The organism is Mitsuaria sp. TWR114, from assembly GCF_007997345.1.
In genome coordinates, this window is record NZ_VOSR01000158.1 from 1 (window position 1) to 21595 (window position 21595).

The 21595-nt window shown below is 66.6% G+C and carries 22 protein-coding genes and 1 tRNA gene; 15 read left to right on the forward strand and 8 right to left on the reverse strand.

The window, feature by feature from the left end; translation table 11 throughout:
* A partial coding sequence (lplT, locus tag FUT87_RS07250) for a lysophospholipid transporter LplT (RefSeq protein ID WP_147240581.1) occupies positions 1 to 716 on the reverse strand: 716 nt, incomplete at its 3' end.
* A 219-nt stretch (positions 717 to 935) separates the two neighbouring features.
* On the opposite strand from lplT, the gene alr reads away from it, so the two are divergent.
* The 5 genes from alr to FUT87_RS30445 are packed head-to-tail and all read left to right on the forward strand — an operon-like array spanning position 936 to position 5158.
* Entirely contained in the window at positions 936 to 2039 is a 1104-nt protein-coding gene (alr, locus tag FUT87_RS07255; RefSeq protein ID WP_147240582.1) for an alanine racemase, read from the forward strand.
* A gap of 31 nt (positions 2040 to 2070) precedes the next feature.
* The gene (gene arfB / locus FUT87_RS07260; protein WP_091729111.1) at positions 2071 to 2478 is read left to right on the forward strand and encodes an alternative ribosome rescue aminoacyl-tRNA hydrolase ArfB; all 408 of its coding nucleotides are present in this window, start codon (positions 2071 to 2073) and stop codon (positions 2476 to 2478) included.
* A 22-nt stretch (positions 2479 to 2500) separates the two neighbouring features.
* Entirely contained in the window at positions 2501 to 3268 is a 768-nt protein-coding gene (locus FUT87_RS07265) for a hypothetical protein (RefSeq protein WP_147240583.1), read from the forward strand.
* The gene (locus tag FUT87_RS07270) at positions 3265 to 4236 is read left to right on the forward strand and encodes a PEPxxWA-CTERM sorting domain-containing protein (RefSeq protein ID WP_147240584.1); all 972 of its coding nucleotides are present in this window, start codon (positions 3265 to 3267) and stop codon (positions 4234 to 4236) included. The genes FUT87_RS07265 and FUT87_RS07270 overlap by 4 nt, the downstream gene beginning before the upstream one ends.
* 49 nt (positions 4237 to 4285) lie before the next feature.
* Entirely contained in the window at positions 4286 to 5158 is an 873-nt protein-coding gene (locus FUT87_RS30445; RefSeq protein WP_255511717.1) for a PEP-CTERM sorting domain-containing protein, read from the forward strand.
* A gap of 31 nt (positions 5159 to 5189) precedes the next feature.
* Here FUT87_RS30445 and FUT87_RS07280 read toward each other — a convergent pair whose 3' ends face one another.
* The gene (locus FUT87_RS07280; RefSeq protein ID WP_175538385.1) at positions 5190 to 6074 is read right to left on the reverse strand and encodes a DMT family transporter; all 885 of its coding nucleotides are present in this window, start codon (positions 6072 to 6074) and stop codon (positions 5190 to 5192) included.
* 165 nt (positions 6075 to 6239) lie between these two features.
* Positions 6240 to 6872 (reverse strand): LysE family transporter, encoded by a 633-nt coding sequence (locus tag FUT87_RS07285; protein ID WP_147240585.1) that lies wholly within the window; start codon positions 6870 to 6872, stop codon positions 6240 to 6242.
* 161 nt (positions 6873 to 7033) lie between these two features.
* On the opposite strand from FUT87_RS07285, the gene FUT87_RS07290 reads away from it, so the two are divergent.
* The 9 genes from FUT87_RS07290 to FUT87_RS07330 all read left to right on the forward strand — a co-directional run bounded on the left by FUT87_RS07290 (position 7034) and on the right by FUT87_RS07330 (position 14422).
* The gene (locus tag FUT87_RS07290) at positions 7034 to 8500 is read left to right on the forward strand and encodes a sodium:solute symporter (RefSeq protein ID WP_147240586.1); all 1467 of its coding nucleotides are present in this window, start codon (positions 7034 to 7036) and stop codon (positions 8498 to 8500) included.
* A gap of 219 nt (positions 8501 to 8719) precedes the next feature.
* Positions 8720 to 10078 (forward strand): DNA repair protein RadA, encoded by a 1359-nt coding sequence (gene radA / locus FUT87_RS07295; protein ID WP_091729126.1) that lies wholly within the window; start codon positions 8720 to 8722, stop codon positions 10076 to 10078.
* 60 nt (positions 10079 to 10138) lie between these two features.
* A complete protein-coding gene (locus FUT87_RS07300; protein WP_186830404.1) occupies positions 10139 to 10531 on the forward strand; it encodes an antibiotic biosynthesis monooxygenase in 393 nt (130 codons plus the stop codon).
* Between the two features lie 81 nt (positions 10532 to 10612).
* The gene (locus FUT87_RS07305) at positions 10613 to 11026 is read left to right on the forward strand and encodes a hypothetical protein (RefSeq protein ID WP_147240587.1); all 414 of its coding nucleotides are present in this window, start codon (positions 10613 to 10615) and stop codon (positions 11024 to 11026) included.
* 52 nt (positions 11027 to 11078) lie between these two features.
* On the forward strand, positions 11079 to 12002 hold the full coding sequence (locus FUT87_RS07310; RefSeq protein WP_091729133.1) for a branched-chain amino acid transaminase: 924 nt from the start codon (positions 11079 to 11081) through the stop codon (positions 12000 to 12002).
* Positions 12003 to 12056: 54 nt separating this feature from the next.
* Entirely contained in the window at positions 12057 to 12272 is a 216-nt protein-coding gene (locus FUT87_RS07315) for a zinc-finger domain-containing protein (protein ID WP_147240588.1), read from the forward strand.
* 69 nt (positions 12273 to 12341) lie between these two features.
* Positions 12342 to 12803, forward strand: coding sequence for a nuclear transport factor 2 family protein (locus FUT87_RS07320; RefSeq protein ID WP_091729141.1), 462 nt, complete (start codon positions 12342 to 12344; stop codon positions 12801 to 12803).
* Positions 12804 to 12816: 13 nt separating this feature from the next.
* Positions 12817 to 13851, forward strand: a complete 1035-nt coding sequence (locus FUT87_RS07325; RefSeq protein ID WP_147240589.1) for a YheT family hydrolase — start codon at positions 12817 to 12819, stop codon at positions 13849 to 13851.
* A gap of 31 nt (positions 13852 to 13882) precedes the next feature.
* Positions 13883 to 14422, forward strand: coding sequence for a DUF2946 family protein (locus tag FUT87_RS07330; RefSeq protein WP_147240590.1), 540 nt, complete (start codon positions 13883 to 13885; stop codon positions 14420 to 14422).
* Positions 14423 to 14485: 63 nt separating this feature from the next.
* Here the strand turns inward: FUT87_RS07330 and FUT87_RS07335 are convergent, their stop codons facing one another.
* A complete protein-coding gene (locus FUT87_RS07335) occupies positions 14486 to 15085 on the reverse strand; it encodes a cytochrome c5 family protein (RefSeq protein ID WP_147240591.1) in 600 nt (199 codons plus the stop codon).
* A gap of 286 nt (positions 15086 to 15371) precedes the next feature.
* Between FUT87_RS07335 and FUT87_RS07340 the strand changes: the two genes are divergently transcribed.
* A tRNA-Arg gene (locus FUT87_RS07340) sits at positions 15372 to 15446 on the forward strand.
* 191 nt (positions 15447 to 15637) lie between these two features.
* On the opposite strand, the gene FUT87_RS31625 is transcribed toward FUT87_RS07340, so the two are convergent.
* From FUT87_RS31625 to FUT87_RS07360, 4 genes are all read right to left on the reverse strand, one after another.
* Entirely contained in the window at positions 15638 to 16927 is a 1290-nt protein-coding gene (locus FUT87_RS31625; protein WP_186830405.1) for a TniQ family protein, read from the reverse strand.
* Positions 16917 to 17993, reverse strand: a complete 1077-nt coding sequence (locus FUT87_RS07350) for an ATP-binding protein (RefSeq protein ID WP_147240593.1) — start codon at positions 17991 to 17993, stop codon at positions 16917 to 16919. The genes FUT87_RS31625 and FUT87_RS07350 overlap by 11 nt, the downstream gene beginning before the upstream one ends.
* A 64-nt stretch (positions 17994 to 18057) precedes the next feature.
* Positions 18058 to 20784, reverse strand: coding sequence for a DDE-type integrase/transposase/recombinase (locus FUT87_RS07355; protein ID WP_147240594.1), 2727 nt, complete (start codon positions 20782 to 20784; stop codon positions 18058 to 18060).
* 83 nt (positions 20785 to 20867) lie between these two features.
* A complete protein-coding gene (locus FUT87_RS07360) occupies positions 20868 to 21182 on the reverse strand; it encodes a hypothetical protein (RefSeq protein WP_147240595.1) in 315 nt (104 codons plus the stop codon).
* Positions 21183 to 21595: the final 413 nt, after the last annotated feature.

The following is a 21595-nucleotide window of genomic DNA, read 5'->3' on the forward strand; positions in this document are numbered from 1 at the left end:
CCCCAGAACAGCGTCGTCATGCCCAGCGAGATCTGGCCCAGCTTGTCCTGCCACAGCCGCGAGTTGCAGGCGGCGAACTCACGCACCAGGTCGGTCGCGCTGTGGGCGATGGGCTGGAGGGGGGCCTCCGTGCGGGGAATGCGCAGGTTGAAGAGCGCCGCGATGAAATACAGCACCACCATGAAGGCGATGGCGGCCTCCGGCGGGGTGTCGATGCCGGTGTCGATGAAGGGCACGTCGATCGCCAGCAGCACCGCCGAGGCCTTGGCGCCGATCAGCTGCCCGCCAAAGACGGCGCCCAGGATGATGGAGGCGATGGTCAGGCCTTCGATCCAGCCATTGGCCTTGACCAGCTGGGACGGCGGCAGGAGCTCGGTCAGGATGCCGTACTTGGCCGGCGAATAGGCGGCGGCGCCCAGGCCCACGATCGCGTAGGCGATCAGCGGATGGACGCCCACCAGCATGCTCAGACAGCCCAGCACCTTGATGGTGTTGGAGATGAACATGACCTTGCCCTTGGGGACCGCGTCGGCGAAGGCACCGACGAAGGGCGCGAGCACCACGTAGAACAGCGCGAACATCGGCACCAGCGCGGCGCGTTGCCATTCGGCGGCTCCACTGGTGCGGAGCAGTTCCACGGCGGCGACGAACAGCGCGTTATCAGCCAGCGAGCTGAAGAACTGCGCTGACATGATGGTGTAGAAGCCTTTTTTCATCGACCCGGCATACCTGGAACTGCGGTGATCACGCTGGGTCCACGGGGTGGGGAAAGGCAGCGCTGCGGCGGGTTTATAGCACGCGCTCGTTTTCGTAACAGACCTTCCCGGGACAGCGGCTCTGTGCTATTTCGCACCGCTTTTCCGACCCTTCCGACCTCTCCCCCCTCGCACCGCCACGGGGCGTGAAACCGTTCCTGCGCGGCACAATGCCGACCCATGCCGCGTCCGATCGAAGCCATCGTCCACCAGCCCGCGCTGGCCCACAACATCGCCTGTGCCCGCGCCCGCGCGCCGGACGCGCAGGTCTTCGCCGTCGTCAAGGCCAACGCCTACGGCCATGGGATCGAGCGCGTGTTCGACGCGCTGCGCTCCGCCGACGGCTTCGCGCTGCTCGACCTGGACGAGGCGCAGCGCCTGCGCGACCTGGGCTGGCGCGGCCCGATCCTGCTGCTGGAAGGCTGCTTCGAGACGCGCGACCTGGAGCTGTGCTCGCGGCTCAAGCTCTGGCACGCCGTCCATCACGAGCAGCAGGTGGACTGGCTGGCGATGCACAAGACGCACGAGCCGCACCGGGTGTTCCTCAAGCTCAACAGCGGCATGAACCGGCTGGGTTTCACGCCCAGCGCCTTCCGCGGCGCCTGGACGCGGCTGAACGCCCTGCCGCAGGTGGACGAGATCTCGCTGATGACGCATTTCTCGGACGCCGACGGCCCGCGCGGCATCGCGCACCAGACGGCGGTCTTCAAGGAGGCGACGGCCGACCTGCCCGGCGAGCGTTCTCTGAGCAACAGCGCCGCGATCCTGCGCCACAGCCAGGACCCGGCGGTGCGCGCCGACTGGGTGCGCTCGGGGATCATGACCTACGGCAGCGCGCCGGACTTCCCCGAGCACGACATCGCCCACTGGGGCCTGAAACCCACGATGACGCTGCGGGCCAAGGTGCTGGCGGTGCAGCAGCTGCGCGAGGGCGACAGCGTCGGCTACGGCAGCAGCTTCGTGGCGCAGCGCGCGATGCGCATCGGCACGGTGGCCTGCGGTTATGCCGACGGCTACCCGCGCCACGCGCCGCACGGCACGCCGGTGCTGGTCGGCGGCCAGCGCAGCACGACGATCGGGCGGGTATCGATGGACATGCTGGCGGTCGACCTGACCGACCTGCCGGCCGAAAGCATCGGCAGCGAGGTCACGCTGTGGGGCCAGGGCCCGCAGGGCGCGGTGCTGCCGATCGACGAGGTGGCCCGTGCCGCCGGCACCATCGGCTATGAGCTGATGTGCGCCTTGGCCCGGCGCGTGCCGGTGCACGTCGAGACCCTGGGCTGAGGCCCCGCGAGCGCCTGGTCGCGTCGGCGTCATGCACCTGGACTGGACGCCGGCCGACTGGGAGCTGGAGATCTCCGCGATCCGCGCCAGCGGGCCCGGCGGGCAGAACGTCAACAAGGTCAGCAGCGCCGTCCACCTGCGCTTCGACATCCGGCGCTCGACGCTGCCGGCGGTGATCAAGGAACGGCTGCTGGCGCTCAGCGACCAGCGCATCACCGCCGAGGGCATCGTCGTCATCAAGGCGCAGGAGTCGCGCAGCCAGGAGCAGAACCGCGCCGACGCGATCGCGCGGCTGGTCGCCCTGGCACAGAGCGTGGCCCACACGCCCAAGACCCGCCGGCCGACGCGCCCGACGCACGGCTCGCAGAAGCGCCGCCTGGAGGCCAAGTCCCAGCGCGGCGACATCAAGGCCGGGCGCGGCAAGGTGCGCGTCGACTGACGCCATTCACGAGGGAGAAGACATGTTCAAGGCACTCCGCATCCTGGTCCTGCTCGGGATCCTGGTGACGGTGGCGGGCACGACGCTGGTCGGCCGCTGGCAGGCGCAGTCGTGGAAGCGGCCGCAGGTGGTGACGCTCTATCCGATCAGCGCCGGCGGCGACGCCGAGACCGAGGCCTACCTGGGCCGGCTGGACGAGTCGGCCTTCGCGCGGCTGGAACCCTACTTCCAGGACGAGGCGCGGCGCTACGGCGTGCCGCTGGCGCAGCCGGTGCGGGTGGTGCTGGGCAAGCGCGTGCGGGTGGCCCCGCCGCCGGCGCCGGCCAGCGCCAATCCGCTGTCGGCGATCGCCTGGAGCCTGCGGATGCGCTGGTGGGCGTGGCGCCAGACGCCGGCGAGTTCGCCGGTGCCCGATGTGAAGCTGTTCCTGATGTACCACCCGCCGGACTACGCGGGCGCGCTGCCGCACTCGATCGGGCTGGAGAAGGGGCGGCTGGGGCTGGTGCATCTCTTCGCCGCGCGCGGCCAGCAGGCGCAGAACGAGGTGGTGATCGCGCACGAGGCGCTGCACACCTTCGGCGCGACGGACAAGTACGACCGCTCGACGCTGGCGCCGGTGTTTCCGGACGGCTATGCCGCGCCGCGGCAGGAGCCGCGCTACCCGCAATCCGCCGCGGAACTGATGGCCGGCCGCATCCCGGTGCGCGAGGGCGAGGCGCGCATTCCCTCGAATCTGGGCGAGACGGTCATCGGTCCGGCGACGGCGGCGGAGATCGGCTGGGCGAAGTGACGATCCGCGAGCAGCCCCTGCGAACGCGGGGGGTGGTCGGCGGCTTTGCAAAGCTGGCACGAAGAGAATCCCCCCGGTTCGGGAGGGACCTCATGCACAAGAAGATGGGCGAGCGGATGCTCGCCGTGGCGGCGCTGGCCGCCTCGATCGCCGCGCCCGCGCAGGCGGAGCGTTTCGAGCTCACGTACACCGGCACGCTGACGCGGATGCAGTCGTCGCTCGGCTGCCAGAATTTCGGCTCGATCGTGTGCGATGGCGGGCAGGCGCTGTCGCCGGTGGCGCCGATCAGCTTCACCCGCTCGGTCGTGTTCGAGATCGGCGGCCCGGCATTCGGGCTGACCTACACCTATGCGCTGGACTCGACGACCGATTGGTACGGCCGTCCGATGCGGTATGAGGTGTTCAACCAGTCGATGGGCGATTCCGCGCTCTCCGGGAGCCTGCACGGATCGGACCTCCCGGCCGCGATCCTGACGCAGGCGGGCCTGGCCACGCCGGGTGCCATTTCCGCCCCGTTCGTCAGCAGCTTCTTCACCCGCGAGATTGCCAGCTACCTGGACGTTCCCGGCACGGAGCGCCGCTCCGACATGTGGGGGATCTCCGAATACCTCAATTGGCGGACGGCCGAGGGCCACGACCTCGGCGTGATGTTCCAGCTCATGCAGGACAGGCCGGCGGCGATCACGCACCAGGACCTGAGCCAGCCGATCTCGGTGAGCCAGTTCATCGCGCGCATGAACCAGGACTTCTGGTGCGACGGCTGCACGCAGACCGTGCTCGCGACGGTGCGCGACCTGACGGGCCTCTACGGCCCCTACGACGATTACCTGTATCACGGCACCGTCGGCGCCTTCAGCCTGCGCCAACTCGATGCGGCGGTGGTGCCGGAGCCGGCGACCTACGCGCTGATGCTGGCCGGGGTCGCCGCGATCGGCGTGGCTGCCCGTCGGCGGCGCACATCGAATTGACGGCCGCCTGCTGCGCCCCGGCATCGATCACGACGACAGGAACGAACCCATGAAGAAGCATTGGATGGCCATCGCGCTCTGCGCCGGCCTGGGTCAGACGGCGGCGATGGCCACGACCTACAAGGTCGACTTCGAGGGCACGCTGAGGTCTGGCAACAAGATGGTGGATTGCCCGGCGGACTCCGTCGACTGCGCCGGCTTCCTGCAGGACCTCCCCCTCCAAGGCCAGTCTTTTTCGATGAGCCTGACCTTCGAGATCGGCGCGACACCCGGGCGATCGACCTTCTCCACCACCCATCAGGTGTCGACCGACTCCAGCTCCGGCCGCAGCTACGACTCCCGATCAGCGGTCGAGCGTTATGCCAACTGGGCGACGAACGACGCCACGGCAGCCCAGATCCCCTCGCTGCCCTCCGCGTCGACCAACACTTTCGACGGCGCCGCAGGCGTCACGCACCAGGTCTACACGTCGGCGACGCGGAGTCGGAACGTCCGCTCCTGGACCGACAACCAGCAGGTGCTTGGCGCTTCCGAAGGATGGGGCGTGGTCAGCACCGAGATCTGGCAGGACGCCTCCGGTGCGGGTTTCCAGAATTTCGTCGCGCTGAGCGGGCGGAGCGCCTTTTCCACGGCCTCGGCCGACAGCTACGACGACCGTGAGCCGCTCGCCTACTTCCTGGACATGCTCCAGCAGAGCACCCAGTGCCAGCAATGCGTCCAGCTGCAGTGGTTCGATTCGAGCCTGTCGCAGAACGGGCTGTACAACGGTGTCCGGGTCGATGGCGTAGGCCGCCTCGTGTCGATCACGGAGGTCGCCGCAGCCGTGCCCGAACCCTCGAGCTACGCGCTGATGCTGGCCGGCGTCGCCGCGATCGGCGTGGCGGTGCGCCGGCGCAAGGCGGGCGCCGCGCTCAAGGCCTGAGGTCCTCCAGCGGATCCTGCAGCGGCTGAACTCAGCGCTGCGGCCGCGTCGCCGCGTAGATGCTGCCCAGGCACAGCACCATGCCGGCCAGCGCCAGCAGCGTCGGCCGCCAGCCTTCGAAGATCGCGGAGATCCCCAGCGCGATCACCGGGATCACCACCCCGGTCAGCGCCGCGCGCGCCGTGCCCTGGCGCTGCGCCAGCTTGAAGTACAGGACGAAGGCGATCACCGAGCCGAACACTGCCAGGTACAGCAGGCTCAGCACATAGGAGGAGGTCCAGGCGAAGTTCAGGCCCTGCCCCGTCGCCACCGACGCCACCAGCAGGAAGACCGCGCCGTAGCCCATGCTCCAGGCGAGCACCGGCACCAGCGGCAGCCCGCGCCGGGTCAGGGTGAGCGTCAGCACGTTGCCGATGCAGGCGGCCAGCACCGCCGCCAGTCCGATCGCCAGGCCGTAGGCCGCCGTCGGGCGCGCGCCGGTCGAGGCGATCTCCGGCCAGAAGATCATCACCACGCCCGCGACCGCGCCGGCCGAGGCCGCCAGGAAGCGTCCCGTCACCCGCTGGCCGAAGAAGATCCGCCCGGACAGGGCATTGCCGAACACCATCAGGCAGAACAGCACCGCGACCAGGCCGCTGGGGATGTGGCGCTCCGCCTCATAGACGGAGAAGTAGTTGCCGCTGTACTGCACGATGCCGGTCGCCAGCATCAGCCCGTGCGCCGACAAGGGCAGCTTCAGCGACAGCTTCTGCCAGCGCGCGAAGCCCGCGAGCATCAGCGCCGCCAGCCCGAAGCGCCAGCCGACCGAGTTCAGGATCGGCACGCCCGAGCCCAGCTGGTAGAGGATCACGTGCCAGGTGCTGGCCCAGATCAGCGTCGGGCCCCAGAACAACCAGCGGTCGGAAACGGTGGACATGATGTGCGGCAGCGATCTGTACCGGCCGCCCGCGCGGGGACGCATTCAGCAGGCCGGGGAAAACAACAAGGCCGCCCTTTGGGGGCGGCCTTCGGTGGGAGGCGGTCCTGACGCGGACCGCCTGGGGGACGTCGGAAATCGTGCGGGATGGGGGCGCGTCGGCCCTCAGTCGGCGGCCTTCTTGAAGGTCGCCAGCAGCGCGCCGGCGCCGACGAACAAGGAGCCGAAGATCCGGTTCATCGCCTTCAGGTGGGACTCCGAGCGCAGCGCCCGCAGCACCCGCGCCGCCAGTAGCGTGTAGCCGGCCATCACGACGGCGTCGGTGAAGGCCAGCGTCGCGCCGATCACCGCGTACTGCTGCGTCAGGCTGTGATGCAGGTTCAGGAACTGCGGCACCACGGCCAGCAGGAAGACGGTGCCCTTGGGGTTCACCGCGTTGATGGCCCAGCCGCGCAGCACCAGGTCACGGCGCGAGACCTGCCTGGCCTCGGCCTGCTCCGCCACCAGCGGCCGGGCCGGCGAACGCCATTGCTGGATGCCGAGGTAGACCAGGTAAGCCACGCCCGCCCACTTCACCACGGCGAAGGCCTGCTCGGAGGCCGCGATCAGCGCGCCCAGGCCGGCGCCCACCACCACGATCTGGGTCAGGATGCCCAGGATCAGCCCGATGGTCATGAAGTAGCCGCGCTGGAAGCCGTGATTCAGTCCGGCACTCATCGCCGCGATGGCGCCCGCGCCCGGGGACAGGCTGATGGCCCAGGAGGCCGCGAAGAACCCCAGCCAGACTGACAACTCCATGATCGACTCCTTCGAAGGACCCGAGGTTGTAGCACGCCGCCCGCCAGCGGACGAAGGTCAGGGTTAACGCCAGGCGCGTCCGGATCGCCCTCTCCGGCCGGTTATGTCCTCCGTCCGATTCGGAATGCGTCCGTGGCGGCGCGCTCCAATAATCCCGCGCCATGCCCGCCACCGTGCTGCTCGTCGTCATCGCCGCCTACTTCGCGCTGCTGCTGGCCGTGGCGTGGTGGACCTCGCGCCGGGCCGACAACGACAGCTTCTTCATCGGCAACCGCAGCAGCCACTGGGGGCTGGTCGCCTTCGGCATGATCGGCACCTCCCTCTCCGGGGTGACCTTCATCAGCGTGCCGGGCTCGGTCGGCAGCGGCGCGTTCAGCTACTTCCAGATCATGCTGGGCCAGGTCGCCGGCTACGCGGTGGTGGCCTTCGTGCTGCTGCCGCTGTACTACCGGCTCCAGCTCAGCTCGATCTACCGCTACCTCGGCGCCCGCCTGGGCGTGGCGGCGCATCGCACCGGCGCGGGTTTCTTCATCCTGTCGCGCACGCTGGGCGCCACCGCGCGGCTCTACCTGGTCGTGCGCATCCTGCAGGACCTGGTGCTGGCCCAGTTCGGCATGCCGTTCTGGCTCAGCGCGCTGCTGGTGCTCGTGATGATCCTGCTCTACACGCTGGAGGGCGGCGTCAAGACCATCGTCTGGACCGACACGCTGCAGACCACCGGCATGCTCGGCGGCCTGGTGATCTGCGTGGTCTTCCTGCTGCACGCGCTGGACCTGGACCTGGCCGGCGGCTGGCAGGCGATGCGCGCCGCCGGGCTGGCCGAGGTCTTCGTCACCGACCCGATGAGCGCCGCCCACTGGGCCAAGCAGCTGCTGGCCGGCGCCGCGATCGCGGTGGCGATGACCGGCTTGGACCAGGAAATGATGCAGAAGAACATCTCGGTCCGGCGGCTGGCCGACGCCCAGAAGAACATGATGGTGATGGCGGCCATCATGACCGGCGTCGTGCTGCTGTTCCTGTTCCTGGGCGGGCTGCTGAGCCTGTACGCGCGCCAGCAGGGCCTCGCCGCGCAGGGCGACCGGCTGTTCCCCGCCGTGGTGATGGACCACCTGCCGGCGTGGGTGCAGCTGATCTTCGTCGTCGCGCTGATCTCCGCACTGTTCCCCAGTGCCGACGGCGCCATCACCGCACTGACCTCCAGCACCTGCATCGACCTGCTCGGCCTGCAGGAGCGGCACGACTGGAACGAGGCCCGCAAGCGCCGCGTCCGCAAGGCCGTCCACCTCGGGTACGCGGCGGTCTTCCTGCTGCTGACGCTGGGCTTCCGCTGGCTTGACGACCCCAGCATGGTCAACCTGATCCTGAAGCTGGCCGGCTATACCTATGGCCCGCTGCTGGGCCTGTTCGCCTTCGGCATCCTGAGCTCGCGCACCCTGCGCCCGGGCGTCCTGCCCTGGATCGCCCTGGCGGCCCCGGCGCTGTGCTGGATCGTCGACGCCCACCAGGCCACCCTCTTCGGGGACTACCGCATGGGGCTGGAACTGCTGCTGGTCAACGCCGCCCTGACCTTCGGGGGACTGTGGCTCGGCTCGCGCCCCGCTGCTTATCCCCAGCCGAAGGCCGCTTGAGCACAGGCTGGCCCCAGCCTGTCCACAGCTCCTCCCCCGCGGCGACGCCGCTTGCCCACCGCTTGCCCACAGGCGGGGGCCTGGTTGTCCCCCGCTCGCCCACACCTCACCCACATCCCGCCCACAGGCGGGTCACAGGCGGATCACAGCCGCCGCACAGCGAATTCACAGGCTTCTCAACAGGGTTGTCCACAGCGCGGGCGGCGACAATCGCGCCCCATGGCTGCTCCGAAATCCCATTACGTCTGCTCCGAATGCGGCGCCACCAGCGCCAAGTGGCTGGGCCGCTGCCCGTCCTGCAGCGCCTGGAACACCCTGGTCGAGACCGCCGCCGAGCCCACCGGCGGCAAGAACCGCTACCAGGCGCTGGCCCGCAGCCAGCCCGTGGCCACGCTGTCCGAGATCGAGGCCCGCGACTTCGACCGCACGCCGACCTCGCTCGAGGAGCTCGACCGGGTGCTGGGCGGCGGCATCGTCACCGGCGGCGTCGTGCTGATCGGCGGCGACCCGGGCATCGGCAAATCGACGCTGCTGCTGCAGGCGGTCGAGGCGCTGTCCAAGCAGATGAAGGTGCTGTACGTCACCGGCGAGGAGTCCGGCGCGCAGGTCGCCATGCGCGCGCGCCGGCTGGGGCTGGACGGCTCGCAGGTGCGCGTGCTGGCCGAGATCGGCCTGGAGAAGATCCTCGCCACGCTCGAGACCGAACGGCCCGACTTCTGCGTCATCGATTCGATCCAGACGCTCTATTCCGAGCAGCTGTCCTCGGCACCGGGCTCGGTCGCGCAGGTGCGCGAATGCGCCGCGCAGCTGACCCGCACCGCCAAGGCCACCGGCTGCGCGATGGTGCTGGTCGGCCACGTGACCAAGGAAGGCGCGCTGGCCGGCCCGCGGGTGCTGGAGCACATCGTCGACACCGTCCTGTACTTCGAGGGCGACACCCACAGCAGCTACCGCCTGGTGCGCGCGATCAAGAACCGCTTCGGCGCGGTCAACGAGATCGGCGTCTTCGCGATGACCGAGAAGGGCCTGAAGGGCGTGACCAACCCCAGCGCCATCTTCCTGTCCACCCACGGCGACCCGGTGCCGGGCTCCTGCGTGCTGGTCACGCTGGAGGGCACCCGGCCGATGCTGGTCGAGCTGCAGGCGCTGGTGGACGGCGGCGGGCCCAACCCGCGGCGGCTCTCGGTGGGCCTGGAGCGTGACCGGCTGGCGATGCTGCTGGCGGTGCTGCACCGTCATGCCGGCGTGGCCACGATGGACCAGGATGTCTTCGTCAACGCGGTCGGCGGCGTGCGCATCAGCGAACCCGCGGCCGACCTGGCGGTGCTGCTGGCGATCCAGAGCTCGCTGCGCGGCAAGCCGCTGCCCAAGGGCTTCATCGCCTTCGGCGAGGTCGGGCTCGCCGGCGAGGTGCGGCCCGCGCCCCGCGGCCAGGAACGCCTGAAGGAGGCGGCCAAGCTGGGCTTCTCGATCGCGGTCGTGCCGCAGGCCAACGCACCCAAGAAGCCGATCGACGGGCTGACGGTGCACGCGGTCGCGCGCATCGAGGACGCGATCGAGATCCTGCGCGGGATGTGACGCCGCATGGGGCGACGACAATGCGCGCTCCGCCTGACGCCCACCGCCACGGACCTCCCCATGAGCGCCACCGACCTCCTGCCGCCCGCCTCGCCGTCGATCCAGCCGCCGTACTACGCGGTGATCTTCTGCAGCCAGCGCACCGACGCCACGCCCGACGACGGCTACGGCGCGATGGCCGAACGCATGGCGGCGCTAGCCGCAACGCAACCGGGCTACCTCGGCGTGGAGAGCGCCCGCGGCGCGGACGGCCTGGGCATCACCGTCTCCTACTGGCGCAGCCTGGAGGACATCCGGGCCTGGCGCGCGGTCACCGAGCACACCGCCGCCCGCGACCAGGGCCGGCGCGACTGGTACCGCCATTACGAGCTGCGCATCGCCAAGGTCGAGCGCCATTACCACTGGGACGAATCCGCCGGGACCGACGATCCGGTGCCCGTCGCCCAGCGCTGAGGCGACACCGCGCCGCTCCTCCCGCTGCCCCCCGCTGTTCCCAACTTTCACCCCTTTCTTCCCCCTTCGGAGTTCCCTCGCATGAACCGCCTCGCCGGCATCCTCCTCGCCCTGGCCGCCATCGTCGCGGGCAGCGTCTTCTTCGGCTGGAAGGGCGCGATCCTGGGCCTGTCCTGCGTCGTCTTCTTCCTGCTGCTGCAGTTCTCCCAGCTGATGCGCGTCATGCGCACCGCCCAGAATGCGCCGCTGGGCCATGTCGCCAGCGCGGTGATGCTCCATTCGAAGCTGCATGCCGGCATGAAGCTGCTGGACCTGATCCGCATGTGCGGCTCGCTCGGCGTCAAGGTCGACCCGAACACCTACCGCTGGACCGACGCCGGCGGCGACGCGGTGGACGTGGTGCTGGAGCGGAGCCTGGTCACCCGCTGGACGCTGATCCGCGCGGCGGACGCGCAGGCGCACACGGGCGCCCCTGCCGACACCCCGGCCGCATAAAATCCACGACTTTTGCAGCACCCGGCCGATTCGCGGCCGAAAAGGAAGACCCATGTCTCTGGACGATCGCGACGGCAAGATCTGGATGGACGGCGAGCTGGTGGACTGGCGCGACGCCAAGATCCATGTCCTGACGCACACGCTGCACTACGGCTGCGGCGCCTTCGAGGGCGTGCGGGCCTACCAGACCGACAAGGGCACCGCGATCTTCCGGCTGCGCGAGCACACCGAGCGCCTGTTCAACAGCGCCAAGATCCTGCGCATGAAGCTGCCCTTCTCGATCGAGCAGGTCGAGGAAGCGCAGAAGGCGGTCGTCCGCGAAAACAAGCTGGCCAGCTGCTACCTGCGCCCGCTGACCTGGATCGGCAGCGAGAAGCTGGGCGTCAGCCCCAAGGGCAACAAGGTCCACCTGATGGTCGCGGCCTGGGCCTGGGGTGCCTACCTGGGCGAGGAAGGCCTCAAGCGCGGCATCCGCGTCAAGACCAGCAGCTACACCCGCCACCACGTCAACATCACGATGACGCAGGCCAAGACGGTGTCCAACTACACCAACTCGATCCTGGCCAACATGGAAGCGACCGAGGACGGCTACGACGAGGCGCTGCTGCTGGACGCCTCGGGCTTCGTCTCCGAGGGCGCGGGCGAGAACCTCTTCATCATCAAGAACGGCGTCGTCTACACGCCGGACCTGTCGGCGGGCGCGCTCAACGGCATCACCCGCAACACCATCTTCGCGATCTGTCAGGACCTGGGCCTGAAGCTCGTGGAGAAGCGCATCACCCGCGACGAGGTCTACATCAGCGACGAGGCCTTCTTCACCGGCACCGCCGCCGAGGTCACGCCGATCCGCGAGCTGGACCGCATCGAAATCGGCATCGGCAGCCGCGGCCCGATCACCGAGAAGATCCAGGCGGCCTTCTTCGATATCGTCAATGGCCGCAATCCCAAGTACGCCCACTGGCTGACGCTGGTCTGATCGGGATCCCCCGTCCGGACGCGCCCGCCTTCGCCAGCCCGCAAGAACAAGATCATGAGCACCACCACCACGCCCAAGGCCACCGTCGAAGTCACCGCGCAGGACCTGCAAGGTCCGGGCGTCGTCTTCTGCCCGAATCCCAAGATGCCGCTGTGGAGCAACCACCCGCGCGTCTACATCGACCTGAGCCACGGCGGCGAAGGCACCTGCGCCTACTGCGGCACGCTCTACAAGCTCAAGGCCGGCGAGCAGCTGCCCTCCGGCCACTGATCCCCCCGGCCGTCCCCCGACGTGGGGATCCGGTCATTGCCCCGCTCCCTTGAACAAGGAACGAGATCCATGGTGCGCAAGCCTCAGACCGCCCTGCTGCTGGCCTCTCCCGAGGACACCGAAGCGCAGTTCTACGAGGCCTTGCAGGCCGGTGACCTGGAACGCCTGATGGCCGTCTGGGGCGACGAGGACGAGGTCTGCTGCGTGCATCCGGGCGGACCGCGCGTCGTCGGCGCGGCGGCGATCCGGGCGAGCTTCGAGCAGATCTTCGCGCGCGGCGCGATCCCGGTGCATCCCGAGTGCCAGCGCCGGCTGGTCAACGGCGACACGGCGATCCACCAGGTGCTGGAGCGCGTCGAGATCACCGACGAGGACGGCACGCAGAGCGCCTGGGTCGTGGCCACGAATGTCTACCTGAAGACGGCGCTGGGCTGGCGCCTGGTGGCGCACCACGCCAGCCCCGGCACCTCGCAGGACGTGAAGCAGGAACTGTCGATCGTGTCCGTGGGCGCGCCGACCACCCTGCATTGAGAGAGGTCCGCTGATGCAGTACCAGGCGCCTCCCTGGTTGCCCGGAGGCCATGCCCAGACGATCTGGCCCGTGCTGTTCGCGCGGCGCTACGACGGCCCCGCGCCGCGCTTCCGACGCGAGCGGTGGCACACGCCGGATGGCGACTTCATCGACGTCGAGTGGCTGATCGATCCGGCCGCCCCCACCGATGCCCCCCCTCCCGCCGCCACGGCTGCCGCGGGCACGACCACTCCGCATGCCGCGGGACCGGAGCGGCCCTTGCTGGTGCTCTTCCACGGGCTGGAGGGCTCGGTCGACAGCCAGTACGTGCAGGCCTTCGCCGCCGTCGCGCAGCGCCGCGGCTGGGCCTTCGCGATGCCCTACTTCCGAGGGTGCTCGGGGGAACTCAACCTCGCCCCGCGGGCCTACCACTCGGGGGACTACGTCGAGATCGGCTGGATGCTGTCCCAGTTCCGCGCGGCCCACCGCGGGCCGATGATCGCCGCCGGTGTCTCGCTGGGCGGCAATGCGCTGCTGCGCTGGGCGCAGGAGGCCGGCGACACGGCCGCGGACACCGTCAAGGCGGTCAGCTCGATCTGCTCGCCGCTGGACCTGACCGCCGCCGGCCATGCGATCGGCAAGGGCTTCAACAAGCTGGTCTACACCCGCATGTTCCTGCGCACGATGATGCCCAAGGCCATGAGCAAGCTGAAGCAGCACCCGGGGCTGTTCGATGCGGAGCGGATGCGGCGGGTGCGCAACCTCTACGAGTTCGACAACCTCTTCACCGGGCCGCTGCACGGCTTCCGGGATGTCGACGATTACTGGCTGCGCGCCTCCGCCAAGCCGCACTTGGCGCGCATCCGCGTGCCGGCGCTGGTGCTGAACGCGCGCAACGACCCGTTCGTGCCGGCCCACAGCCTGCCGGCGCAGAGCCATGTGGGCGCGCACGTGACGCTGTGGCAACCCCGCGAGGGGGGCCATGTCGGATTCCCGTCAGGCCGCCCGCCGGGCCACGTGCGCACGATGCCCGAACGGGTCACCGACTGGCTGGCGATGCGGCTCTGAGCCGCCCCGCACAAGGACCGAAGGAGCGCCCATGGATGCGATCGTCGAGGCCGCGCTGAAGAAGTGGCCCAACGTGCCGCACTGCTACGGCTGGCTGGCGCTGGATGCGCGCGGCGACTGGTACATGCGCGACGAGCGCATCCAGGCGGCGGGCCCCTTCCCGGCCGTCAAGGGCAGCCGCATCGTGCATGACAAGCTGATCGGCTTCATCGACCGCAACTACGGCGTCGACGACGCGGGCGCGTGGTTCTTCCAGAACGGACCGCAGCGGGTCTACGTCCAATTGGAGGCGGCGCCTTGGATCTGGCGGCTGCAGCCCGACGGCCGCGTGCTGAGCCACACCGGCCGCGAGGCGCAGGTCACCGGCGCGGTTCTGGACGATGCGGACCGCCTGTTCCTCGAGACCGACCTCGGCCTGGGACTGGTCCACACGCAGGATATGGGGCCGGCGGCGGACGCGATCGAAGCCGGTCGCTGGTCGATGACGAACGCGACGCACACCGAGCTCGTCGCCCGTCATGGGGTGGTGCTGTCCCCCCTCGACCCGAAGGGGGCTGTCGCCCGGGGGTGAGGCCGGCGACGCACGTGAAAAAGCCGACCCGCGGGTCGGCTTTCCTATTGGCGCGAGTAGGGCTTACTGCGAGGCCGCGTTCGCCGGCGCCGAGGCGCCTGCATCGGCGCCGGAAGCGGCCGCGGCGGGCAGCTTGGGGTCGTCGAACTTGGCGCCGCCCTGGTTGGCCATGTAGACCACCGCGCGGGAAATCTCGAAGTCGCTGAAGTCGCCGCCGCCTTGCGGGCCCATGTTGCCCTTGCCCTTCAGGGCGGAGTGCACCAGGGTGTCGAAACCGGTCTTCACGCGCGGGCCCCAGGCGTCATGGTCGCCGAGCTTGGGCGCGCCGGCGGCGCCGGTGGCGTGGCAGGCGGCGCATTGCGCCTGGAAGACCTGCTCGCCGGACTTCATCGCGGCGGGGTTGGCCAGGTCCTTGAGTTCGATCGAGCCGACCGGCTGGATGCGGGCGGCGACGGCCTGCTCCTCGAGTCCGCTGCCGCCGGCGCCGGGCTTGATCTCGCTGGACACGTAGTTCGCGAGCATCACGATGATCACGATCGGGATCACGAACGCGAAGAAGACCGCGACGATCAACTGCTTGGGTGTCTTGATGGGCCCTTCGTGGGCGTCGTGACCGTCGGCGTGCGTGTCCTGGGCGTTGGCGTGGTCCTGGGTTCCGCTCATGAATTCCTCGTGAATCGAATCGACTACGGCAGAAGCGCGTCCGTGTTTCGCAGGGGTTTCGCGGCTTGATCGGCCCTCGGGAAACCCGGACGGGGGAACAGCAAATCGGCGCAGTATAGCCAGCCCCCTGGCGCCCCACCCTGGGGCTTTCGTCAAGGTCGGCACGGGGGCGGGCCAGGTGTTGCGCGAGGGTCGCGCAGCGGGTTCGCCCTGGTGCCGTTTCAACGACTTGAATCGGCTTGGGCCGAGCGGGGCCAGAACGAGGCTAGAATGCGCGCTTCCCATGGCGACCGTGGTGAAGTGGATATCATTGGGCCCTCCGAAGGCCTAGTCGCAAGTTCGATTCTTGCCGGTCGCACCAGAACACCGAGAAGCCGGTTGTCACACGTGTGGTTTAAACCATCGCTTTGCCATCTTTGCAACCGCATGCTTTAAAGCACTCGCGGCAAGTGGATGGTTGAACACTTGCGGCAACCGCTGCGCTCAACAGCTACTAACCAGCTAACGGGACCAATTGGTCCCGTTTTGCATTCCGGTGTCAGGACGATCGCCTCAACGGACGTGCCCCTCAACCCGCGCCAGAACTTCCTGAATCAAGCACGCCCTCGCCCCTCCCGCATATGCAATGAGCCCAGCTTGGGCTTGTAGCGTTCTGCTTGTTACCTGCTGCCCCGATCGCTCGAGCTCCAACGCTGCTGCCGCGTATGCAGCCAAATCCCTAGCGCGACGAGTCTTCACCGCCTCCTCACGGAAGCGCATTGAGGCCAACTTTAGTTCCTGCGTCTCCGCCGGACAGCGAAGCCGAGGGATGTCGAGGCCAAGCTCGAACTGGCGACAGAATTCGGCAATCGTGGGCGGTGCAGCCGACTGGGCCGCCTCAGAAAGCCTCTTCGCGAGCAGCTCAGACGAAATCGCCACCCGTTCATAGTTTCGAAGCTTCTCTAGGTTGCGAGGGCTCGGCTCCATGATTTGCTCGCATCGTCCCTGCAGGAGTTCTACGAGCCCCACACCCGCCAGCTGGCAAAGTCGCAGCAGTCCGGGGAGGGAGGGACTGAACGAGCCTTTCAACCACGAGCAGATTGCGCCGCGAGACAGGCCTGCGGCCAGAGCCGGCCTGACCACCTCGCCATTGAAATGCGTGTCCACCACCAAGCGGAGGCCGCGACGCATCGAGTCGGCAGAGATGCCGTGGCCAATTTCGCACGGCAGGGCCAATAGACGAGCAACCTGTTGGGCATCAGCCAGTGCACCCTTTCCAGCTCCATCCAGCTCCGTTGTGACGCAGCGATGCCCTACGCTCCCACACTTCCTACACACCCCAGAAAGTGAGGGCCGCGCAGTGGACCGAAGCTCCATCGTCGAAGGAGCACCACATTCATCGGAGGTGCGCAACATCACGCCATGCTTGTGGCACGCCTCCACGCACTGCACCTCCCAAAGCAGCCTCCCGTAGGGCAATTCGCCTTCATCACACTCAAGGACACACATCGGACAGTAGCGCTCGTCACGTCCGCCGCGAGTCAACTGCATCTGCGATACGACACCGCCAAAGCGTCCCATCGTCGAAATTTGCAGCTCCTGAAGAGTCGCCGCAGAAAGTCGTTCGACCAATTCGCTACCGACTGCGCAGGCCCCATGAATTTCCCAGTTAGCGGGAATGTGCTTCGGGTGGACTTTCGTAGCCGCGAAGGGGTGCCGCTCCACCAACCGCTCCAGAAGGGTCCGCGGGCGCAAGTGGTGAGCAAATGCGAGCCGCTGGACATAGCTGCGGAGGCTTTCGACCTCGGAGGTCCCCCCTCCGGCGAGCGGAAGCGAGTAAAAGAGCGTGCGATCAGACGGCATGGGTGGGCTCGATCTGATAAGCAATCTTCTCGAACGTCGCGTCGTTCCAGAACGAGTTGCCGTACACAGCGTCCCGGACCTTGAGTTCGCCCGCGTCAATCTCCTTGCGAATGATCTCCCGGAGACCATTCGACTTGGCCGCCTTCTTCAGGAAATCGGCCCGCCAGACCCCGCCGTTGCGGATCTGAAGATTGGCGGCATCGAGCAGAATCGTCTTCAGCAGGCCCACGCACCCGAGGCTGACGTCCATCAACGCATCCGAGACTGCGCTGAAGTCAGGCGTGCTATCGCAAGGCCACTTGCTCTGGAGCGCCCGCACAACCGTTTCGAACGCAACCTTGTCCTCAGCCTTTTCTCGGTGATAGCGCTCCATGTTGATGATGGTGGTCCGCCGCGCAATCTGCCCGCTGGTCGCAACCACATCGAGAAGGTCGAAGCTGCCAACTAACAGCCACTTGGTGTTGGTTGTGTTTGCCAAACTCTTGACAGTGTCCATCACGTCTTCGCCCTTGCCGAAACGCGCGAGATGGGCTGCCTCGTCGACGACGACGACGCGAGTCTTTCTCCGCACCAAAGCCTCTTCCATCGCTTCACGAAGGTCGTCGGCAGTTGCGCGACTGCGCGGGTGAAGCACGATTCGTCCATCGGCCTTCACACGCGGGACCTTGCTCCCCTTGCCAGGATCTTCCAGTCCATCGAGGACCTGCTGATAGAGGCGCCCGAAGCCGTTGCGGACGTTGCCGTTGCGGGTCGCTTCTGTGTACACGAGTGGGATGGCAGACGCATCCTCAGCGGTCACCGCGCCGAACTGTGCGATCAGCTGCTGCAACATCACCTTGGTAAGCGTCGACTTCCCGACGCCGGTGGCGCCTGTCACGACGATGACGTTGGTGTCGCTAACCGTACTCAGCAAAGGCATCAGGTCCTCGATGATCGTACGAAGCGCAGGGTGCTTCACGCGCACATCCTTGAACGCCTGCATGCGTTCGTGTTGATGCGGAGTGAGGTCCACCAAGCGAGCGGGGAGGGAGGCCTGGACGGACGGGGTTTGGTTGATTTTGGACATGGCTGGTCTTTCAGAGGATGTTGAGGACGGTCGCCGCTGCACTGAGCGTCGACCTAGGAGCTGGTTAGAAAAAGAGGTCGTCGGAAGGGGCGACCGCGGTAGACGCCGGCGCGATCACGGAGCTGGGCTGCAGCAGACCCGCCTCGAAGTGCCCGTCAAGCTCGTCATCTGGCCGCTCATCGGCCTCGCCGATGACCGACGAGAGCAGGCCGACGTCGTTGCCCTGGAAAAGGCCGAGATGCGCATCAAAGCCTTTGGGGTTGCGCGCGTCGTCGCTCACCTCGGCCATGCCCAGTTGCCTGGCGAGGTAATACTCTTCGGCGAGCTGTTCGCGAAGTCGGTCATCCCAGTTCTCCGGGACCCACAGCTTTGCGCGCTCCCGAGAGTGCTTCGCGGAACGACGGTCCTTGTCGGCTTCCGACTTGCTACGGCGGGTCTCCTCCCGACGCTGGTACTCCGCTTCCGGTCGGTAGCGCCCCTCGAGCCGGCCACCGTCGCGCGCTTGAGCGACGACCCACTTTCCGCGGAAGCAGGCGTAGACGACGCTCGCGTGCCAAATCTCCACGCGGACTTCGCACTGCTCCCCTACCTTGGCCAGCGCGAACATGTCGTTCCAGTAGTACAGGCCATCGACCTTCACGCCCTTACCGCGATCGACCACGCGCGTGGCCGAGCCGGAGTGCGGCGCCGTCAGAAGGCGCATCAGCGAGTCGTACCTGACCATGAGGTGCTCGCGAGCACCAGCCTCAAGGATGAGCCGACGTTCGTAATCGTTGGGCGTCATCCCAAAGCGCGGATGGATGCGATTCGGTTGAATCTCGAACAGCAGATGCTGCAGGCCGCCATGGATGGCCGGCAGAGTCCACTCGATGTGTTTCTGCGGCTGGTGGGAGCTGGAAACTTCGCGAGGGTCCTTCAGCGCGATGCTGTTGCCGCTCAGCTGTGCGATGAACTCCTGCTCGGTCAACCCGATCATTCGCTCGATCGGACTCGAGTCACGAGGCTGTGAGCGACGTCGCCAGCGAATCTCAATGCCGAAAGTGGAGCAGAACTGTTTGATAGCGGTGCTGTGAAATTCCTTGCCGTTGTCGAGCACCAGGACTCGAGGCAGCCTGTGATTTCGGCGCACATAGTCCCGAAGGCACATGAGCACGCTCACCGTCGAGGGAGCCCCATAGGAAACGAACAGAGCACGTGCCTTAGAGAGCGCACCATCACTCATCAAGGTGAGCGTTGGCTTGCCCAGGTCCGGAAGGTTCCTGCCTTTCAGGAACACGTTCATCACCGTGTGGTCGCAATACGCCACCTCGTGCGGGAGGACCCCGTGCACGGGGTGCTCATAGTCCCAAGTCAGTGGAATCGGCGCCTTCTGATACGCCTTGCGCCGGCCTTCCCGCAGTGCAATGTCCTCAACGCCACGAATCCACCGGTAGAAGCTCGTGTGCGACATTGGCTTCTTGCCCGCCTCATCGCACAGCGCCACATACCGGTTGTACGTAGCGAAGATGCTCGGACACGCAACGGTGTTGTGACTCTTAGCCGCCTCTGTCGCGAACTCAAGAGTATCGAGCGGCAGCTTTGCCTTCGTGTTGCCGGGGTTGTCGAACATCAGTGCCCGCAGCTGGTCTTGCGGTGACGTGAGTCCGGCCACCTTCTGCCTCCAGAACCTCAACGTGCGCTCCGACACGCCGCTCTCTGCAGGGTTGTTCATTGCTGCGAGCCGCTCGATCGCCGCTTGAAGCCGCTTTGCATGGAAGAGCTCGTCGCGGTCAAATTCCTGCTGAAGCACCTGCGGGCCCGCCGCGACAAGCTTGTCGCGCTCGAACAGGCCTTGCACCAACGTCAGCGGGAGATGGGTTGTCTTCCCAGTGGAATCCCGAGCGATTACCTCCTCGGTGCCCATCAGGACCACCTCATAGGGCTCCTTCTCGTAAAGAAACTTCGTGCCGACCGACACCACCAGCGCGCTGCCCGGAAGTGCGGCCATGTGCTGTTGGTTCAGAAGTGCGTCCGCCTGAGCGACAGTCTTGTCCTGATAGATGACAAGCTCGTCCGTTTTCCGGAGAAGCGTCTTGTCCAAGTCAACGTAAGCCGAGCCTTCCTCGATGGCCTTGAATACGTCGTCCGCACACACACCCTCGGCCACCACGAGTTCCAGATGCGGAATGCGCGACCGCTCCTGAAGCAGCGTTTTGATGCGACGTCGCACCGAGTCTTCAAGCGGAGGCGTTGTCTCAAGAGAGTAGTCCTCAAGGAACCGCAAGTTGCTGAGAAAGACGCGCGGAAGCTCATCAGCAGAGCGCAGCCGGTACTGGATGCCCATCGCCTCACAGTGCTTCTCGACCGGGGTGAAATGCCAGCGGCCGGCGTCGTCCTTGTAGAAGCGATCAGGATGCTTAGCGGCAAGCCGCAAGAGGCGCTCTTCCTCCCGCCATTCTTCGATGACAAACCCGGTGTCGTCGATGAGGAAGAGGTCCGGCATGTGTTGCACACGCGTACTGCCGCCGCGGGAGCCCTCAAGCGTCAAATCAAACTCACACGGCTGCGGCCAGATCTCCTCGGTAACACGGTCGCGCTCCCGCAAATAGATTGCGGGGTATTCAACCGTGCGACTTTCGGCGTACAGGGCCCGATCCATCTTGCGACTGGCAATACGGGTACGCACACAGTCGTTGCGATTTTGAAGATTGCGAACGGGACCCTGGTCCCGAATCTGGCGGACAAGGGCGCGACCGGCGCGGCTAATGTTGAATTCCGAGAACTTGCGCTCGAGCTCGATGTCGGTGAGCATATTTACTCCTTGATTTATATGACTCGCTCAGGTCACCAAAAATCGGCAACCCTCACGGATGTGGTCCACACGCCCAAATACCTTCAAGTATTCGGTGTGCGTAGATCAAGTACCGCGCGAATCCTCATCCGCCGCCAAGGAGTCGCGGACCTTCGGGCCGAAGCGCGAGCCGCAAACTCCTCATGAGACAAAAACAAGTAAGGCACCTCACAGAAAATGGTGCTGTCGCGGCTATAGCAAATGCGAATGTCCGCTCGCTCGGAGCGCTCCAATTTCGACTTGGCAAAGTGACGCTCGGCGATCTGGTAGCCAAGCAAAAGAACTGCGTTCGAAGGCGCTTTGTGCAATGCGCCAGCGAAACCGGCGAACCGGTGGTCAAGGTAGGTACTGATGGACATGCTTGCTCCTGAACTGGGACAACCCGGTATAGGTATGCGTCCTACGAAAAAATTACGCATCCGTCCAATACGTCGTTTATCCGTCCAAATGGACGACTTCAGTCGATTTGGATCGCCTAGAGTTATGTTTCACCGACAAATCTATTAGGCCGCCTATGTCGAAGGGCAACGACACATCGTCCCATTCTTCGGAGACTGAAGTCCGAAACGAACGCACTCCGTTCAACGACTATGCGTCCACCCTAATTCGCCAGCTAACGATCAATGAGTCCTATGAAGATATTGGACGTCTTCTACTCAACCACACAGGCCGACATTACTCAGCCGACTCAATCGGCACCCGGTTTCGACGCGGCACCTTTACCCTTGCTTGGTTTATTGAACTTCTTCAAGCCAAAGGAATAGATAAGCTT

Bases quoted from the DNA above. Each gene is read 5' to 3' on its own strand.
- FUT87_RS07315 (WP_147240588.1), top strand. From the start codon at position 12,057: ATGAGCACCACCACCACGCCCAAGGCCACCGTCGAAGTCACCGCGCAG.
- FUT87_RS07280 (WP_175538385.1), bottom strand. From the start codon at position 6,074: ATGTCCACCGTTTCCGACCGCTGGTTGTTCTGGGGCCCGACGCTGATC.
- FUT87_RS07305 (WP_147240587.1), top strand. From the start codon at position 10,613: ATGAACCGCCTCGCCGGCATCCTCCTCGCCCTGGCCGCCATCGTCGCG.
- FUT87_RS07285 (WP_147240585.1), bottom strand. From the start codon at position 6,872: ATGGAGTTGTCAGTCTGGCTGGGGTTCTTCGCGGCCTCCTGGGCCATC.
- FUT87_RS07320 (WP_091729141.1), top strand. From the start codon at position 12,342: ATGGTGCGCAAGCCTCAGACCGCCCTGCTGCTGGCCTCTCCCGAGGAC.
- FUT87_RS07310 (WP_091729133.1), top strand. From the start codon at position 11,079: ATGTCTCTGGACGATCGCGACGGCAAGATCTGGATGGACGGCGAGCTG.
- FUT87_RS07325 (WP_147240589.1), top strand. From the start codon at position 12,817: ATGCAGTACCAGGCGCCTCCCTGGTTGCCCGGAGGCCATGCCCAGACG.
- FUT87_RS07330 (WP_147240590.1), top strand. From the start codon at position 13,883: ATGGATGCGATCGTCGAGGCCGCGCTGAAGAAGTGGCCCAACGTGCCG.
- FUT87_RS31625 (WP_186830405.1), bottom strand. From the start codon at position 16,927: ATGCCGTCTGATCGCACGCTCTTTTACTCGCTTCCGCTCGCCGGAGGG.
- FUT87_RS07335 (WP_147240591.1), bottom strand. From the start codon at position 15,085: ATGAGCGGAACCCAGGACCACGCCAACGCCCAGGACACGCACGCCGAC.
- FUT87_RS07355 (WP_147240594.1), bottom strand. From the start codon at position 20,784: ATGCTCACCGACATCGAGCTCGAGCGCAAGTTCTCGGAATTCAACATT.
- FUT87_RS07290 (WP_147240586.1), top strand. From the start codon at position 7,034: ATGCCCGCCACCGTGCTGCTCGTCGTCATCGCCGCCTACTTCGCGCTG.
- alr (WP_147240582.1), top strand. From the start codon at position 936: ATGCCGCGTCCGATCGAAGCCATCGTCCACCAGCCCGCGCTGGCCCAC.
- FUT87_RS07300 (WP_186830404.1), top strand. From the start codon at position 10,139: ATGAGCGCCACCGACCTCCTGCCGCCCGCCTCGCCGTCGATCCAGCCG.
- FUT87_RS30445 (WP_255511717.1), top strand. From the start codon at position 4,286: ATGAAGAAGCATTGGATGGCCATCGCGCTCTGCGCCGGCCTGGGTCAG.
- radA (WP_091729126.1), top strand. From the start codon at position 8,720: ATGGCTGCTCCGAAATCCCATTACGTCTGCTCCGAATGCGGCGCCACC.
- arfB (WP_091729111.1), top strand. From the start codon at position 2,071: ATGCACCTGGACTGGACGCCGGCCGACTGGGAGCTGGAGATCTCCGCG.
- FUT87_RS07360 (WP_147240595.1), bottom strand. From the start codon at position 21,182: ATGTCCATCAGTACCTACCTTGACCACCGGTTCGCCGGTTTCGCTGGC.
- FUT87_RS07265 (WP_147240583.1), top strand. From the start codon at position 2,501: ATGTTCAAGGCACTCCGCATCCTGGTCCTGCTCGGGATCCTGGTGACG.
- FUT87_RS07350 (WP_147240593.1), bottom strand. From the start codon at position 17,993: ATGTCCAAAATCAACCAAACCCCGTCCGTCCAGGCCTCCCTCCCCGCT.